Here is a 16,182-nt window from a genome sequence, read left to right on the forward strand (position 1 = left end):
TTCCACAAAGGGAAGCGGCCGGCTGAATGACGCGCTTTGTCAAGCGGCTGCTTATGTGGCAGGCTGTCGACAGGCAGATTGCAGGAGCAGGTTCGATGGAACAGCGCCGGTCGTCGCAGAGTTTCAAACGCAAGGAATTGGTCGGCAAGCTCAATCATGTCTGTGTGCGCGCCTTCAAGGCCGCGGCCGACGCCGCAAAATTACGCGGCAATCCTTACGTCGAACTCGTCCACTTCATCGAACAGTTGGTGCTTTCCGACCGCTCGGATGTGCAGATGATCGTCGCCGACGCCGGGATCGATGTCAGCCGGCTAACGGCGGATATGACCCGCGCCGTCGACAAGTTGCCTTACGGTGCCACCTCTGTGGAGGAAATGTCCGAGCATATCTTTCAAGCCATTCACGATGCTTGGAGTCTGGCGACGCTGGAGTTCGGCGTGGAAGAGGTACGCAGCGCCCACATCCTACTCGCCTGCCTGAAGACGCCGGTGCTGGAAGGCCTGGTGTCGAAGATCAGCGCCGAGTTCGACAAGATCGACGCCGACGCAGTCATCGCCCGCTTTGCCGAAGTGGTGGAGGGTTCGCTCGAAGCCGGCGCTGCGGCTGCGGCAACTCCCGCCGCCGAGGCGCCACGGCGGGCTCCGGGCGGGGACTCCGCACTGGCCAAATACGCCACCGACCTGACCCAGCGCGCCCATGACGGCAAGATCGATCCGGTCGTCGGCCGCGACCCGGAAATCCGGCAGATCATCGATATCCTGATGCGGCGCCGGCAGAACAACCCGATCCTGACCGGCGAGGCCGGCGTCGGCAAGACCGCCGTGGTCGAGGGGTTTGCCCTGCGCATCGCCCAGGGCGATGTGCCGCCACCGCTGCAAGGCATCAGCGTGCGCATGCTCGATGTCGGCCTGATGCAGGCCGGCGCCAGCGTCAAGGGCGAGTTCGAAAAGCGCTTGAAGGCGGTCATCGACGAGGTTCAATCCTCCGAAACGCCGGTGATCCTGTTCATTGACGAGGCGCACACCTTGATCGGCGCCGGCGGTGCGGCCGGAACCGGCGACGCGGCCAATCTCCTGAAGCCGGCTCTGGCGCGCGGCGAACTGCGCACCATCGCCGCAACCACCTGGGCCGAATACAAGCAGCACATCGAAAAGGATCCGGCGCTTACCCGCCGTTTCCAGGTGGTCAAGATCGACGAGCCGTCGGAAGCGGTGGCCGTGCTTATGCTGCGCGGCGTCGCCGGCGTTCTCGAACAGCACCATGAGGTGCAGATACTCGACGAGGCGATCGAAGCCGCGGTCGGCCTCTCGCATCGCTACATCCCGGCGCGCCAATTGCCCGACAAGGCTGTGAGCCTGCTCGACACCGCTTGCGCCAGGGTCGCGGTCTCGCAGCATGCGACGCCGGCCGAGGTCGAGGACATATTGCGCCGCCGCCAGGCACTGGAGGTCGAAAGCGGCATCATCGGCCGCGAGGCCGCGATCGGCATCGAAGTGGCCGAGCGCCAGGCGCGGGTCGATGCCGGACTAGCGGAGACCGAGACGACGCTCGCCGCCGCCGAGGAGCGCTGGGAGCGCGAAAAGGCGCTGGTTGCCGAAATCCTCGAATTGCGCGCCAGGTTGCGCGGCGGCGGCGTGCCGCTCGATGAGGTAGCGACCACTGAGGACGACGCCGAAACGGCAGCGCCGGACGCGGAAAAGACCAAGGGGCCGAAGACCGAGCCGCCCAAGGCTGAAACGGCGAGGACGGAAAAGCCCAAAGCCAAGGCGGCCAAAGCCAAGGCTGGGGCGACCGCGGGCGCTGAAGCGGCAGCCATGGATCCGGCCGCCGATCTCGCAAGGCTGCGCGAGCTCATGGCCGAGCTTGCCACCGCACAAGGCGAGACGCCGCTGATCCTGCCGTCCGTCGACCGCAATGCGGTCGCAGCCGTGGTCCAGGACTGGACCGGCATTCCGACGGGACGGATGCTGTCCAGCCAGACCGAAAAGGCGCTCAAGCTCGCCGAAACGTTGTCCGAACGCGTCGTCGGCCAGGACCACGCGATGGAGATGATCGCCAAGCGCGTGCAGACCAGCCGCGCCGGGCTCGGCGCGCCGGAAAAGCCGGTCGGGGTGTTCCTGCTCTGCGGCCCCTCCGGCGTCGGCAAGACCGAGACGGCGCTGGCGCTAGCCGAGACGCTTTATGGCGGCGAGCAGAACCTGATCTCGATCAACATGTCCGAATTCCAGGAGGCGCACACGGTCTCGACGCTGAAGGGCGCACCGCCCGGCTATGTCGGCTACGGCAAGGGCGGCATCTTGACCGAGGCGGTGCGCAGAAAACCCTATTCGGTGATCCTGCTCGACGAGGTCGAGAAGGCGCATCCGGACGTGCACGAAATCTTCTTCCAGGTCTTCGACAAGGGCATGATGGACGACAGCGAAGGCCGGCGCATCGACTTCAAGAACACGCTGATCCTGCTGACGTCCAATGTCGGTTCGGAAGTGATCATGGAGCGGACCGGCAACGGCACGGTCAGGGCAGGGCTCGACGGCCTCGACGCAGCCCTGCGCGCCCCGCTGCTGAAGGTCTTTCCGGCAGCCTTCCTCGGCCGCGTGGTGACCATCCCTTACTATCCGCTGTCGGATTCGATGATCGAGGCCATCACCCGCCATCAGTTCGGCAAAATCGCCCGGCGGCTGCGCGCCAGCCACGATGCCGAACTGGTGATCGGCGACGGCGTCATGGATCTGGTCAAGGCGCGCTGCACCGAAATCGAGTCCGGCGGCCGCATGATCGACGCCATCCTCACCAACACGCTGCTGCCGGAACTCAGCCGCGGCGTGCTGAACCGATCGCTCGACGGCGAAAAGATGACCAAGGTGACGGTCAGCGCTTCCGCCGACGGCTTTGCCTATTCGTTCGAGTAACCGGCTTTAAAAGGCGCGACCGGTCTTATTGCGGCGTCTCCGTCTCGGCTCGGATCAGCTTGATGTCGGCGCCCGCCGCCCATGCGCCGATATCCTCGCGCCGCAACGCCGCCGCCATCATGTCCGGGAACAGGTCCGGCGTGCAGGCGAAGACCGGAATGCCAAGCGCCGCGACCGAGGCCGACATCGCCGGATCGTAGCCCGGCCGGCCCTGATCGGTCAGCGCCAGCAACACGACGACATTGACGCCGGACCGCACCAGCGCCGCCAGCCGCCGCAGCAATTCCTGGCCGTTCCCGCCCTCATAGAGGTCGGTGATCAGCACGAAGTGGGACTTGGTCGGCCGCTCGATCCGGTCTGCGCAATAGGCAACCGCCTGGTTGATGTCGGTGCCGCCGCCAAGCTGCACGCCGAAGAGCACTTCAACGGGGTCGCTGAGCTCGTCGGTCAGGTCGACGATGGCGGTGTCGAAACAGACGAGCTTGGTGCGCACCACCGGCAGCGAGGCCATCACGGCGGCGAAGATCGAGGCATAGATCACCGAACTCGCCATCGATCCGGACTGGTCGACGCACAGAACCACCTCGTCGAGATCGACCAGCCGGCGCTGCTTGCGCATGAAGCCGACGAGTTTTTCCGGCACGATGGTTTTGTGCTCGGGCTGGTAATGGCGAAGATTGGCCGAGATGGTGCGCGGCCAGTCTATGTCGCGCTGACGCGGGCGGTTGGTGCGCCGCGAGCGGTCGAGCGCGCCACGGATCGCTTCGGCGGTCTTCTGCTCCAGCCGCTGCATCAGCTTGGCGACGATATCGGCGATGATGCTGCGGGCAATGTCCTTGGTCTTGGCCGGCATCACCGAGCGCAGCGAAATCAGGTCGGCGACGAGATTAACGTCCGCCTCGATCGCCTTGAGGAATTCCGGCTCCATCAGCATCTGCTTCAGGTTCAGCCGTTCGAAGGCATCCTTCTGCACGATCTGGACGACCTGCGCCGGAAAGAACGAACGGATATCGCCCATCCATTGCGCGACGCGCGGCGCCGAGCGGCCGAGCCCGCCGCGCCGCTTGCGCGGGTCGGCATCGGCACTCGCGCCGTCGCCGTAAAGCGCATCGAGCGCCGACGACAGTTTTTTGTCGTCGCTGGACAGGGCTGACGAGGCCTCGTCATCGGCGCCGATCGCCAGCCGCCAGCGGCGCTCGCGTTCGCCATCGGCCGATACAGTGGCCGAGCCTTCCACGTTTTCATCGTCGTCCATCGTCATACTCCGCCCGCCAGCAAGGGCCCAAGCTTCTCCAGGTGCCGGCGCCAGGCCTCGCCACCATCCGGCGCCGGCATCAGCCCGGCCGGCAGCCTGGCGGTGCGGCCGAGCACGGCTTCGATCAGCCGGCGACGCTCCATGCTGTCCAAATTGGAGAAGACGCGGCGCAGCAGCGGCAGATGCGCGATGAAGGCATCCTCGTCGAGGGATTTCAGCCACGCATCGACAGCGCCGCGCAGGCCCTCATCATAGATTAGCCGCTGGCCAGCGGTGCTGAAGAAACCTTCGAAGAAACCCGCCGCCTGTGCCACCGGAGTCCCCGGCGACAGCCGGCGCCCAAGTAGTCCGGCGGCATCCTCCGCCGACAGCTGGCCGGCTTCGTAGAGTAGATGCGCGGCGCAGCCGGCGAGCAGCGCTGTCGAACGCTGCCCCTCCAGCACGCCCGTCAGCCCGTTGCGCCAGGCGTCGAGCACACCTTCGCCAGGCTCGACCAGGCGGATCGCCGCGTCGGCCTTGCGCACCGCGCCGACCAGCGTCGTGGCGGCCTGCTCGTCCAGGTCGCGCACCGCATAGGGCAGCGCGATCGCGCCCTCGACGATCAGCCGTTCCAACAAACCGGACAGCCGGTTGGTTTCGGTCTTGCGCGCTTCGCCATAGCGGATGATGTCGGCAAGCGGCGGCACCGAGGCCAGCATCTCCAGGCATTCGCTGCTGTGCGCCGCGCGCGCCTCGAGCGCCGCAAGGCCGGCGCTCGAGGCTTCCGACAAATCCGCCGTGATGGCGCTCTGGACAAGTGCTGCCAGCGTGTCGAGGCTGGCGGCCGCGCCGAGCATCTGGATCAGGCGGCTATTGGCGGCCTTTTCGATGGTCGGGCCATAGATCAGATTTTCGACCAGGCGCACGGCATATTCCGGCTCCCAGGCCAGCGTCCATTTTTCGCGAAACGTGCCACGGCTGCGGCCGGCATCAGCCAGCCTGCCCCACTGCACACCGAGCACGTTCAGCCGGTGCAGCAAGGTCGAGCGAAACAGCCCACTTTCGCTGCGCAAATCGACGGACAGTTCGCGCTCCAGCGCCTCCGGCTTCAGCCGCGCCGCCTTCTGGTTGCGCTGCAAATCCTCGATCAGCGGCGCCAGCGGCGTGTCGGGCGGAATCTCGCCGACATCGGCACCCAGCAGCAGCTCGGCCTCGACCAGCGCCCACAGCACCGCTTCGCCGTTGAACAGCGCCGCGATTGCCGCGTCGCGCAATTCCTCGAAGCCGGGTTTCGGCCGCTCGCGAATGGCGGCCAGTGTGCGGGCAAGCCGCTCGGCCTCGATCAGCGACGCCGTCGAGACCAGATGGCCCTTCGCCCGCAGCACCGCCGCAATCATCGCCAGCCATAGCGTCGCGGCATCGCGCCGATCGCGCGTGCGCCACAGATGTTTGCACCAGCCAGGCGCGACGACGCCGGCGCCATAGCCATAGCCCAGCGCCAGGCGCGGTCCCGTCCATGGCGCCCATGTCATGATGCTCTTGCGCCGGGCAATTCCCTTGATGAGCGCCTGGTCGTTCTTCTGTGTGTGTGCGGCCTGCAAAGCCGGCACGTGCCATGCGCCGCAGACGACGGCGATCGGTCCGTCGAACTCCTTGCGCGCCGCAGCGATTTCCAGCCGCATATGCGCCTCACGCTTGGCTTCGAACGGCGCGATTGTGCCTTCACCGTCGCGCAGTGTCGTCATCGCATCGGCGATGGCCGCGAAGATAGGCCCCGGCTGTGGGTTCTGCTCGATGATGTCGGCCCACCAGCTTTCACCGTCCTCATAGCCGGCGGCCGCAGCCAGCGTGCCGATCGGATCGCGGTGCGATGCGGTCTCGCCATCCTCACCGGTTTCATCCTTTGGCTCAGTATTTTCGGCCTCATCGGTCCTGTCGGCGCTATCCGTCGCCGTCGCGAACCGCGCCGACGATGGCAGGTCGATGAACCTGAGCGCCGCCTTGTTCTCCACCGCCCACACCGCCGCCTGGTATTCCGGCGAGAATTCGGCGAACGGCCAGAAGCTTGTCGCGGCCGGATCGTCTTCGGGATAGCAGAGCAGCGCCACCGGCGGCTGCATTTCCGGACGCGCCAGCAGCGGCAGCAGGGCGGACGCGTCGCTCGGCCCTTCGATCAGCACCGCGACCGGCCGCAAATCCCGCAGCGCCTGCACCAGGCTGTCGGCGGAGCCCGGCCCGTGATGGCGGATGCCGAAAAAGGCGACGTCGCCCATGGTGTCAGATCGCCGCGTTCAACGCCGCGTAATAGCCGGCATAGTCGGGCCGCTTCTTGAGCACCGTTTCGAGATATTCCTCCAGCACCACCTTGTCCTGCACCGGGTCCTTGACGATGGCGCCGACAAGGCTGGCCGCCAGGCCTTCGGCGCCAAGTTTGCCATTGTCAAACCACGCCGCCTGGCTGAGGCCGCCGACCATGGTGGCGATCGCCTCGGCGGTCGACAGCGAACCTGAAGGCGTCTTCAGCGTCACCTTGCCGTCTGATGTAGCGCCCGAGCGCAGCTCGCGGAAGATGGTCAGCACGCGGGCGATCTCCTCGCCGACATTCTTCGGCACCGGCAGGTCGAGCCCGCCGGCCATCTCGTCGACCCGCTTGGCAACGATCGCCACCTCTTCGGCCATGTCCTCGGGCAGCGGCAGCACCACCACATTGAAGCGGCGCTTCAGCGCCGAGGACAGTTCGTTGACGCCCTTGTCGCGGTTGTTTGCCGTGGCGATGATGTTGAAGCCGCGCTGGGCGTAGATCGAGGTGTTGAGTTCGGGGATCGGCATCATCTTTTCCGACAGCACGGTGATCAGCGTGTCCTGCACGTCGGAGCCCATGCGTGTCAGTTCCTCAAGTCGGCACAGCTTGCCGCTCTCCATTGCGCGGTAAAGCGGCGTCGGCACCAGGGCTTCCTGGCTCGGCCCCTTGGCCAACAGCTGCGCATAGTTCCACCCATAGCGGATCTGGTTTTCGTCGGTGCCGGCCGTGCACTGCACGATCAGCGTCGAATTGCCCATGATGGCGGCGGCGAGATGTTCCGACACCCAGGATTTCGCGGTGCCGGGAACGCCGAGCAAAAGCAGTGCGCGATCGGTGGCGAGTGTTGCCACTGCCGTTTCTATCAGTCGGCGGCGGCCGACATATTTCGGCGATATCACGGTGCCGTCGCTTGCCTTGCCACCCAAGAGATAGGTCAGCACGGCCTTTGGCGATAGGGTCCAGCCTGCAGGTTTTTGCCGATCATCATTGCGTGCCAGCGCTTGCAGTTCGGACGAATAAGCCTGCTCGACGGGGAGACGGATGACTGCGTTCATTGTGCTGTACTCCGGATTGTCATGTGTTGGTGAGGGCCGCGTTGAGGCGCAGCAAAGCGAGTGAAGCCGCCGCCGGCGGCATGCCGGCCGCGACAATGTCGCCGATCAATCGTTCCGCCGTCGCCGCTGTGGCAAGGAAGCCTATCGTTTCCAGGGCATGGTCCGCGCTTCGCTTCGCGGGTTCGTCATTCCCCGCGACCTTGGCACGCAGTACCGACAGCGCCTTGCCATTCGTCAGATCGCCCCACTCCACCCAGCTTGCTTCGGCTGCTTCGACCAGGTTGAGCGCTTCAAGGTTTTGCGCGTCCTTCAGGATCTGCCTGACCAGGGTGCGCTTCCTGCCGCTGTCCAGACGCAACATGAGGTGGCAGAGGAAAAGCGCCGGCTTGCCGCCCTCGTCGGCCAGCGCATCTGCCATCTGCGCCACCGTGGCATCGCTGCCGGACACCGCAACCATCCGGACGAGAGACAAATCCGCTTTGTCGTCGACACCGAATTGCCATGCCTCGATGAAATCGGCCTCCGTCCTGCCGAAGCGCGCGGCAAGATCGACCAGGTAACAGCTTGCAAAAAGCTCGACGCGACGGTTTTCTTGCGCCGGCGACTTCAACTTTGCCGGCGTGTAGGTGGTGCGGCGGCGGATGAAGCCGGATTTGCCTTCTGCGATGAAGGCGGCGAGTTCGGCAACGGGATCGTCGGCTCCGCCATCGCCGGTGTGCTCGCCCAGCCTTGCCAGCAGCCGGCCCGCCAGCTCCTGCACCTTGCCGGATCGGTCGGTGGCCAGGCTTTTCAGGAAGGGCGCGTCCTCGGACGAAAGGCCGAAATGCATGAGTTCGATCAGCGCAAGCCGAACTTCCGCCGGTTCGCCCGGCGCCTTGGCTTCGATCAGGTCGCGGGCCGCAGCCGGGTCGCGGCGGCGCATCTCGGCCAGTGCGCTACGACGCGCGGCGGGGTAAAAGTCATCCCAGTTCCGCACCGTCAGCTGCTCCTGCGGCGCAATCTTCAGCCCCTCCAAGCTGGCCTGCCAATCGATCCAGGGCGCATAGATGTCGGGGCTGTTCTGGTCTGATGCCGAAGGCATCCAGTCCATCGGGTGGAGCACGTAGCCTCGGCTGGCGACAAGTGTCGCGACGCGCGACTTGCGCCGCGCATCGGCGGCGTTCTTCAGGGCAGCCCGCAACAGTGGCCGCAGCCGCTCCGGCAGCAGCGGCAGGCCAAGCCTCGGCAGCGGCGGACGGCGCTTGAGCGTCTTCGGCGCGGCCGGCCGCAGGCCGACATCGAGCGCCTGCGCGGCGATCACCAACAGCCGCCGCTCCCGCTCGTCCGGGCTTGCGCCGCCGGCGATTTCCTTCCACGCGGCTGGCGCCAGATCGAATGTCGTTCCGCCGGTGATCCAGCAATCGCGCATCGTCGCCAGGCCGGTCAGTTCGAGCTCGTTCATGACAGATCGAGCCTCCCGAAATCGCTTTGCGCCGCCAGCAGATCGAGCCGCGCGCCGTTCCATAGTGCTGCCGTGGCCGCAAGATCGAGACCAAGCACCGTCTGATCGACGGTTCCGGCGACCGGCAGGGCGATCCCTTGCGGATCGTGCGCCGCTTGCCACCAGGCAGCGCCGCGCTCATCGAGCAGGATTGCGCCTGCCGGCAGCAGCAGCGGGAAGTCGGTGGACCATGGCGCGACGTCCTGCTGCGACGCATGCGCCGCCAGCGGATCTTTCATGGCGCGTAGGCCGAAATCCGGCCAGGCCCCGGACATGACATCGCCCTTGCGCTCCGCCACCAGCGCGCGCAGCGGCTGGCGCGCCGGATAGAACACCAGCCTTGCATCGAACCGGTCGCCGGGCGTGAACGCGGCGGAGCGGCGGCCGGCCGAGGCCGGAAAGAAATCGAGCAGCAGCGCAAACTGCGGCGTTGGGCTTTTCAGATCGAGCAACCATGTCGAATGGCTGACAAGGCCGTCGCGGCGGGTCTCGATCTTCTCGCCGATGACTTCCCACTGGCTGTCGACCTGTTTTGCATCGGGATTGGCCAGCACCTGGTCGCGGGTCTCGGATGCCGACACCAGTCGCTTCATTTCGGGATCGTCGGGCGCCGAGCGCCAGGCCTTGGCCAGCAGCACCAGCTTGCCGAATTCGCGGATCGCCGCATCGGGCCGTTCCTCGCTGCGTAATGCCAACAACCGCGCCGGGATTTCGTCGATGCGTCCGGCAAGCGCTGTTGCCTTCATGTCGACCAGCCGCGCGGCGATCCGGCGGCAGCGCTCGCTGCTGGCATCGGCAAAGGCGGAGAGGCCGAGCCGCAACTGATCGGCGATCCACTGGTCGAGTTCGTCCAGCGCTCCCGCCACCGCCGTCCGCGTGTCTTCCGCCCGCTTGCGCTGCGCCGCCTCGCGGCGCTCCGCTGCGGCAGCGTCCTCGATTACAGTGTCTTCGTCGGGCTGCGAGGCCTCGCCGATGCTCTTGCCGGACGCGCCGGCTGCGGCGCCCGGCTTTGCGCCAGCCGACTGTGGCGTCGTCTTTCGACGCCGGCCAAGCCAGTCATTCACCCAGTCCGGCGTCGATTCGGCTGATGTAAAACTGGCCGGCGCGGTGGCGGCGATCCACATCAGCGCCAGCGTGTGCTTGCACGGAAATTTTCGCGACGGGCAGGTGCATTTGTAGCCGTGGTCGCCAGTGTCGACCACGGTGCGATAAGGGTTGGAGCCGGAACCCTGGCATTCCCCCCAGATCAGCGCCTGCTGCTCGTTCTTTTCCAGCCGCGGCCAGTTCGAGCGCTTGGTCAGCTTGGAGGCGGCGCTCAGCGACGCCTGATCGGGGGCCAGCGCCTCGATGGTTTTCAGGTCGAATTCCAAGCCGCGCCTCTCGTACCCCAATCATGCCTGGCATCAGTATAGGATGCCGTTTGTGAAGGATTGTTGCGGCCCCGGCAAGAGTTCAAAAGCGTCGCTCAGTACAGCGGTCTGGCCATGTGCCGGGGCGTCGGCCATTGCGTGGTGATCTCGGGTTGCACCGGCCGTTCGAGATAGGTCGACAGCACCACATAGCTCCGCGTCGAGGTGACGCCGGGCGTCTCGTAGAGCCGCGCCAGCAGCCCTTCGAGCGCCCTTGTGTCCTCGGTGCGGACCTTGAGAAGCATGCAGGTGTCGCCGGCCACCGAATGGATCTCCTCGACTTCCGGATATTGAGAAACCGCCATCAGCTCCGGCGTCTTGCCCCAGCCCGTGGTGTCGACATGAACGAAGGCGAGCAGCGGCTTCTTGACCGCGTTGGGGTCGATGATGACAGCCGTGCCGCGGATGGCGCCGCTGCGCCGCAGCCGCTTCACCCGCTCATGCGCCGCCGGCGGCGACAGGCAGACCCGCTCGCCGAGTTCGGCGTAGCTGATCGTGGCGTCGTCGACCAGAACGCCTAATATTTTTCGGTCGGTAGCATCCAGCTCCCGGGCCGCAGGCTTGTTCAGCGGAATGCCATCTGTTTCTTCATCCATACTGGAATTCCTTATTGTCGCGGAACTTAGTTCGGTCATTATGCCTTGATGACGAACACGCATCAAGCAGCATCCCTTCACCAGCCGATCCCCGCGCTGGCCTATCTCCTGACCGGCTGCATTGCCGTCATCGGCTCGAACTCGCTGGTCCTGGGTCCGATCGCCCCGGCGGTGGCGGCTTCCTTCGGCACCAGCGTGCCGGCGGTGATGGCCGCGTCGGCTGCCTTTGGTCTCGGCACCTCGGCCAGCGCGCTGTTTCTTGCCCGCTACATCGACGGCGTCGGCGCCCGCCGCATGCTGCAGGGCGCGCTGCTGTTGCTGGCGGCGGCGCTTCTCGCCAGCGCCCTGGCGCCGACGGTGATGGCGCTGGTCGTGGCGCAGGCGATCGCCGGCATCGCCGCCGGCGTTGCCATGCCGGCAATCTATGCCAGTGCGGCGGCGATCGCGCCGCCCGGCCGCGAAAGCGGCACGATCGGCGTCGTGCTGACCGGCTGGACAGTGTCCATGGTGGCCGGCGTCTCGCTGTCGGCCGTGCTTGCCGACCTTGTGCACTGGCGCGCCGTCTTCGCCGCCGTCGCGGTGCTTTCAGGCATTGCGCTCGCTGCCTTGTCGATGACCTCGCTCAGTGACGTCAGGAAGAGCGGCCCGGCGCCGACGCCGTTCGGTGCGCTGGCCATTCCCGGCATCGTGCCGCTGCTCATCGCCTGCACCGCCTTCATGACTGCTTTTTACGGCGTCTACGGCTATCTCGGCGATCATCTGCATCAGGATCTCGGTGAGCCTGTCAGCGCCAACGCGCTCGCCGCGCTCGCCTATGGCGCCGGCTTCGGCACGGCAGCCTTTCTCGATGGCGTCATCGACCGCATCGGCGCCCGGCGCGTCATGCCTTTCGCCTATCTGCTGGTCGCCGTCGTCTATGTTGCGATTGCGCTGGCAAGCAGCAATTTCGCGTTGATTCTGGCCATGATCGCCATATGGGGCCTTGCCAATCACTTCGGCCTGAACGTGCTGGTGATGCGCCTCACCGCGCTCGATCCGTCGCGCCGTGGCACCATCATGGGCCTGAACAGCTCGGTGACCTATCTCGCCGTCTTTATCGGCACCACCAGCTTCGGGCCGCTTTATTCGACATTCGGCTTTGCCGCCTGCGCCATCGTCGCCGCCTTGCTGATGCTGATCGCTGCAGCAGCGGGGAACTGGCGTTCGCCGGGTTGACGGCGTTGCTCAGGTAGATTGGGGCAGCACGACAACCGTGTCCGCCATCGGGATCAGCCAAGGACAGGCATAGTAGTCGCTGATGTGGTTGATGACCCCGTCGGTCGCTTCTACCCGAACCGGATAGGCCGGTTGCCAGCCGCTTTCGCCTCGATGGAGCACGAGTAGCACGGTCTCGACATCAACCGCGCCGATCGCCATCGTCCAGTTCATCCGGCCCTTCTCATATTCGATGAAATAGGGCGATTGCGACAATCTGCCCCTGAAGCAATCCGAAACCTGCAGCTGCGCGTCGGCGCTGGTCAATGCCCGCACGCCATCCCAGTCACGGCGGTTGAAGAGTTCGACATAGCGGCTCAGCAATCTTGCAAGCTGCGGATCTGGCCGGGGTTCTGAACGGACAGCCGGCTCCGTCGGCAACACGGCCAGCTTGGCACGGCCACGGCTCAACGCCGCTTTGACGCCGCCCACCGTCGAACCGACGAGATCGGCAATCTCTTCCAGCGAATGGTCAAAGACATCCTTCAGCAGGACGCAGGCGCGTTCCTTTGGCGGCAGGTGGATCACCAGCCGTTCGATCGCGCGACCGGCGCCGTGGCCTGCCGGCTCGGCCGGCAGGATGATCTCGTCTTCCGCGAAACCGGCTTCAGCGCGCCTGCGCGCCTGCCGGCTGCGCAGAAAATCGATACAGCGGTTGTGCGCGATGCGAAACAGCCATGGCCGAAGCGCAGCGTGGTCGTCGAGTGTCTCGATCTTGCGATAGGCCTCGAACAGCGCTTCCTGCATGACGTCTTCGGCATCGATCACGGATCCCGTCATGCGCGCGCAATAGCGATGCAGCCGTTCACGCAGATGCACCACCGTTTCCAGGAATGCGGCATAGCGCATGTCGAAGAGCCCTGCGGGGTCAAGTCTTGGCGTCATCGTCATGCCGTCCCGGTCAGCTGCGTCGCCGAAGCAGGCGTTGAGAGATCTGGCCATCTTACATCAGCCTGATGTCATCGGGAGGCCGGTCGAAGCGATCGTGCCTGCCGTCGACATACATCACCGGCGCTGCCGCAAGCTCCTGCGGATCGATGCCGTCGAGAGCGGCCATCGGAATGGCGAAGACGATGCCGCCAAGCTCTGGAATATCGCCTCGTGCCGGCAGGCGCGTGCCGCAGGTCGCGCAGAAATGATACTCGACGCTGGGCCGCTCCCTGCCTGGTGGCGTCCACTGATATTCTGTCTGCGCATCCGCTCCCGACATCAGGCGATAGTGCTGGGGGCCGACGAAACCCACCCAGGAACGCGTCTTGGTGCATATAGAGCAATTGCATTTGACGGTTCCCTGGCTAACGTCGATATCCGCCTCGAAACGGACTTTGCCGCAATGGCAGCTTCCAGCATAGGTTTTCAGCATTGCCCGCGTTCTCCGCTGTTTGCCGGCCGGCACTATTGCCGGCCAACATCCAAGACGTATGGCGACGGGAAAAGGATACGTGGACTGGCATCAAGATGGACAAAGCAGTGAAAACGACCCTTGAGACCACCGCCGAGCCCTTGGCCGAGGACCTCGCCTTCCTGGCCGAACGGCTGGCGGCGTTCAATGACAGCGATGTCGGCGCGTCCGGCCGCAAGCAGCTCGCCGTCTTCGTGCGCGACGAGGAGGGCGCCGTCGTCGCCGGCATTTCGGGCTACACCGCCTGGGGCTGGCTCTATGTGCAGTGGCTTTGGGTCGATGAACGCCTGCGCGGCCGGCATATAGCCAGCGACATGCTGGGCGCGGCCGAGCGCGAGGCAGTGGCGCGCGGGTGCCGGAACGCCTGGATCGACACATTCAATCCCATCGCGGCCAAGGTCTATGAGCGGCAGGGTTATCGGCCCTTCGGCACGCTGCCGGATTTTCCGATGGGACGCAGCCGCGTCTTCCTGCAGAAGACGTTGGTCGTCTAGCCGGCGAGCCTTCCGCCTTGCAGCGGCCGCGGCGCGCCGGTGGTGCTGGGAAAGCTGATCGGCAAGCCGCGCAAAACGCGCACCGCGAGGAAGGCAAAGCACTCGGCTTCGACCGCATCGCCCTTCCAGCCCAGCGTTTCGGCTTGCACCACCTCGACGCCGGCGCGGCGGCCAAGCATCGCCATCATCGTCGGATTGTGCCGGCCGCCGCCGCTGACCGCCAGCCGCTTCGGCCGGCGCGGCAACAGGTCCAGCGCCTTGCCGACCGCCGAGACGGTGAAGGCCGTCAGCGTCGCCGCGCCATCCTCGACGCCAAGCCCTTCAGCCATATCAGCGGTGAAGTCGAAACGGTCGAGCGATTTCGGGTAGGGCTTGGTCAGATAAGGGTGCTCAAGCAATCTGGCCAATCTCGCCTCATCGACCGTCCCGGCCGCACCCAGCGCGCCGTCACGGTCCATCTCACCGAGACCCTTCGCCTTGATGAAATCATTGAGCGGCGCGTTGGCCGGGCCAGTATCGAAGGCGATGATGGTGTCCTTGCCGTCCCACCAGGTGATGTTGCCGACACCGCCGAGATTGAGCACGGCGGTATCGCCACTGGCATCGGCCTCCTTCAACAGCGCGGCGTGATAGGCGGCCGCCAGCGGCGCACCTTGGCCGCCGGCGCGTACATCGGCCGAGCGGAAGTCGTAGGCGACCTTTGCGCCCAGGATGGCATGCATCAGCTCGCCGTCGCCCAGCTGGCGTGTATCGCCGCGCCGTCCTGGCTGCGGGGCGCGATGCAGCACCGTCTGGCCGTGGAAGCCGACGACGCCGATATCGGCCATGGTCAGCCCGTAGCTTTCGACGAGATCTTTCACCGCAGCCGACTGCGCTCGCGTCAGCGCCGCCTCGGCTTCGGCAAAGATCGCCGGCTCCGGCCCGTCGAAATTCCACACCCGGGCCTGGTGCAGCGTCTCCTCCAGCAAGGCGCGGATCGCTGCGGGGTAGGGGGCCAGCGTATAGGTGCCGAAATCGGCTATGCGCTCGCCATCGGTCTTGATCAGCGCGACGTCGATATTGCCGTCAAGCACGGTGCCGGTCATCAGGCCGACGGCCCAGATTGGTTCCATGGTCGATTCCCTTGCGACACCGTTTGCGATTCCAACAGGAATCACGTGTCGGACGGATTGGCCCGCCAGGCAAGACCTTGGCCGACGCCGATGCTTCGAACTTGCCGGCAGCGTTTTTCACCGAACGGCGAAAATCGAGCAACGCTGTTCTTGTCTCTTGCCGCTCAAGACGCCAGCTATGTGACAAGCGACACCGGCATCGGGCCGAACGTCTATACGCAGAATCGTCAGGGAGAATGAGATGGCATCCGAAGTTGCAGTGATCGCCGGCGCGGGCGCAGGCCTGAGCGCCTCGTTGGCGCGTCTACTTACCAAAGAGGGCTATCGCGTCGTGCTGGCCGCCCGCAACACGGCCAAGTTGGCGGCGCTGGTCGAGGAGACCGGTGCGCTGGCCGTCGAAACCGACGTTGCCGATCCCGCTTCCGTCGCAAGCCTGTTCGAGGCGGCCGACAAACAAGGGCCGCTCGCGCTGGCGGTGTTCAACGCCAGCGGCCGCACGCGCGGCCCGATCGCCGAGGTCGACCCCGATGCCGTCAAGCAGGCGCTGCTGGTCGGCGCCTATGGCGGCTTCCTGGTCGGCCAGCAGGCGGCGCGGCGGCTGCTTGCGCGCGGCTCCGGCTCGATCCTGTTCACCGGCGCGTCCGCCAGCATCAAGGGTTTTCCCGGCTCCGCCGGCTTTGCCATGCCGAAATTCGGCCTGCGCGGCCTGGCGCAGTCGATGGCGCGCGAACTTGGTCCGAAGAACATCCATGTCGCGCATTTCATCATCGACGGCCAGATCGAGCCGGTTGGGAAGAAGCCGGAACGGCCCGATAGCCAGCTGTCGCCCGATGCGATCGCCGAGACCTATTTCGCGGTCCACCGCCAGCATCGCAGCGCCTGGAGCTTCGAGGTCGAGCTACGGCCCTTTGTGGAGACATTCTGATCGGTTAGGC

The 16,182-nt window shown here is 65.7% G+C and carries 13 protein-coding genes; 4 read left to right on the forward strand and 9 right to left on the reverse strand.

Features of this window, described 5'->3' with window-relative positions; translation table 11 throughout:
- The first annotated feature begins 95 nt into the window (after window positions 1-95).
- Window positions 96-2,909 carry a type VI secretion system ATPase TssH gene (gene tssH, locus ACWTU9_RS25280; protein ID WP_455860699.1) on the forward strand — a complete coding sequence of 938 codons (2,814 nt, stop codon included), beginning with the start codon at window positions 96-98 and terminating at the stop codon, window positions 2,907-2,909.
- Between the two features lie 25 nt (window positions 2,910-2,934).
- Here the strand turns inward: tssH and ACWTU9_RS25285 are convergent, their stop codons facing one another.
- The 6 genes from ACWTU9_RS25285 to ACWTU9_RS25310 form a co-directional block, all read right to left on the reverse strand.
- Entirely contained in the window at window positions 2,935-4,164 is a 1,230-nt protein-coding gene (locus ACWTU9_RS25285) for a VWA domain-containing protein (RefSeq protein ID WP_455860675.1), read from the reverse strand.
- A 2-nt stretch (window positions 4,165-4,166) separates the two neighbouring features.
- Window positions 4,167-6,416, reverse strand: a complete 2,250-nt coding sequence (locus tag ACWTU9_RS25290) for a DUF5682 family protein (RefSeq protein WP_455860676.1) — start codon at window positions 6,414-6,416, stop codon at window positions 4,167-4,169.
- A 4-nt stretch (window positions 6,417-6,420) separates the two neighbouring features.
- On the reverse strand, window positions 6,421-7,500 hold the full coding sequence (locus tag ACWTU9_RS25295; RefSeq protein ID WP_455860677.1) for an ATP-binding protein: 1,080 nt from the start codon (window positions 7,498-7,500) through the stop codon (window positions 6,421-6,423).
- Between the two features lie 19 nt (window positions 7,501-7,519).
- Window positions 7,520-8,941: a DUF5691 domain-containing protein gene (locus ACWTU9_RS25300; RefSeq protein WP_455860678.1), complete on the reverse strand. Its 1,422-nt coding sequence runs from the start codon at window positions 8,939-8,941 to the stop codon at window positions 7,520-7,522.
- Window positions 8,938-10,350: an SWIM zinc finger family protein gene (locus ACWTU9_RS25305; protein ID WP_455860679.1), complete on the reverse strand. Its 1,413-nt coding sequence runs from the start codon at window positions 10,348-10,350 to the stop codon at window positions 8,938-8,940. The genes ACWTU9_RS25300 and ACWTU9_RS25305 overlap by 4 nt, the downstream gene beginning before the upstream one ends.
- 95 nt (window positions 10,351-10,445) lie before the next feature.
- Window positions 10,446-10,985, reverse strand: coding sequence for an Lrp/AsnC family transcriptional regulator (locus ACWTU9_RS25310; protein WP_455860680.1), 540 nt, complete (start codon window positions 10,983-10,985; stop codon window positions 10,446-10,448).
- A 48-nt stretch (window positions 10,986-11,033) separates the two neighbouring features.
- Here ACWTU9_RS25310 and ACWTU9_RS25315 point away from each other — a divergent pair, with 48 nt between their 5' ends.
- On the forward strand, window positions 11,034-12,200 hold the full coding sequence (locus ACWTU9_RS25315) for an MFS transporter (protein WP_455860681.1): 1,167 nt from the start codon (window positions 11,034-11,036) through the stop codon (window positions 12,198-12,200).
- A 9-nt stretch (window positions 12,201-12,209) separates the two neighbouring features.
- Here the strand turns inward: ACWTU9_RS25315 and ACWTU9_RS25320 are convergent, their stop codons facing one another.
- Both ACWTU9_RS25320 and ACWTU9_RS25325 read right to left on the reverse strand, forming a co-directional pair.
- Window positions 12,210-13,130 (reverse strand): sigma-70 family RNA polymerase sigma factor, encoded by a 921-nt coding sequence (locus ACWTU9_RS25320; RefSeq protein WP_455860700.1) that lies wholly within the window; start codon window positions 13,128-13,130, stop codon window positions 12,210-12,212.
- Window positions 13,131-13,182: 52 nt separating this feature from the next.
- Window positions 13,183-13,602, reverse strand: a complete 420-nt coding sequence (locus ACWTU9_RS25325; RefSeq protein WP_455860682.1) for a GFA family protein — start codon at window positions 13,600-13,602, stop codon at window positions 13,183-13,185.
- Window positions 13,603-13,709: 107 nt separating this feature from the next.
- On the opposite strand from ACWTU9_RS25325, the gene ACWTU9_RS25330 reads away from it, so the two are divergent.
- Window positions 13,710-14,135 carry a GNAT family N-acetyltransferase gene (locus ACWTU9_RS25330; protein WP_455860683.1) on the forward strand — a complete coding sequence of 142 codons (426 nt, stop codon included), beginning with the start codon at window positions 13,710-13,712 and terminating at the stop codon, window positions 14,133-14,135.
- Here ACWTU9_RS25330 and ACWTU9_RS25335 read toward each other — a convergent pair.
- The gene (locus ACWTU9_RS25335; protein ID WP_455860684.1) at window positions 14,132-15,247 is read right to left on the reverse strand and encodes an anhydro-N-acetylmuramic acid kinase; all 1,116 of its coding nucleotides are present in this window, start codon (window positions 15,245-15,247) and stop codon (window positions 14,132-14,134) included. The two genes, ACWTU9_RS25330 and ACWTU9_RS25335, sit on opposite strands and share 4 nt — an antisense overlap.
- 241 nt (window positions 15,248-15,488) lie before the next feature.
- Between ACWTU9_RS25335 and ACWTU9_RS25340 the strand changes: the two genes are divergently transcribed.
- Complete coding sequence (locus ACWTU9_RS25340) at window positions 15,489-16,172, forward strand: SDR family NAD(P)-dependent oxidoreductase (protein ID WP_455860685.1); 684 nt, start codon at window positions 15,489-15,491, stop codon at window positions 16,170-16,172.
- Window positions 16,173-16,182: the final 10 nt, after the last annotated feature.

This window comes from Mesorhizobium sp. 128a (genome assembly GCF_053848025.1).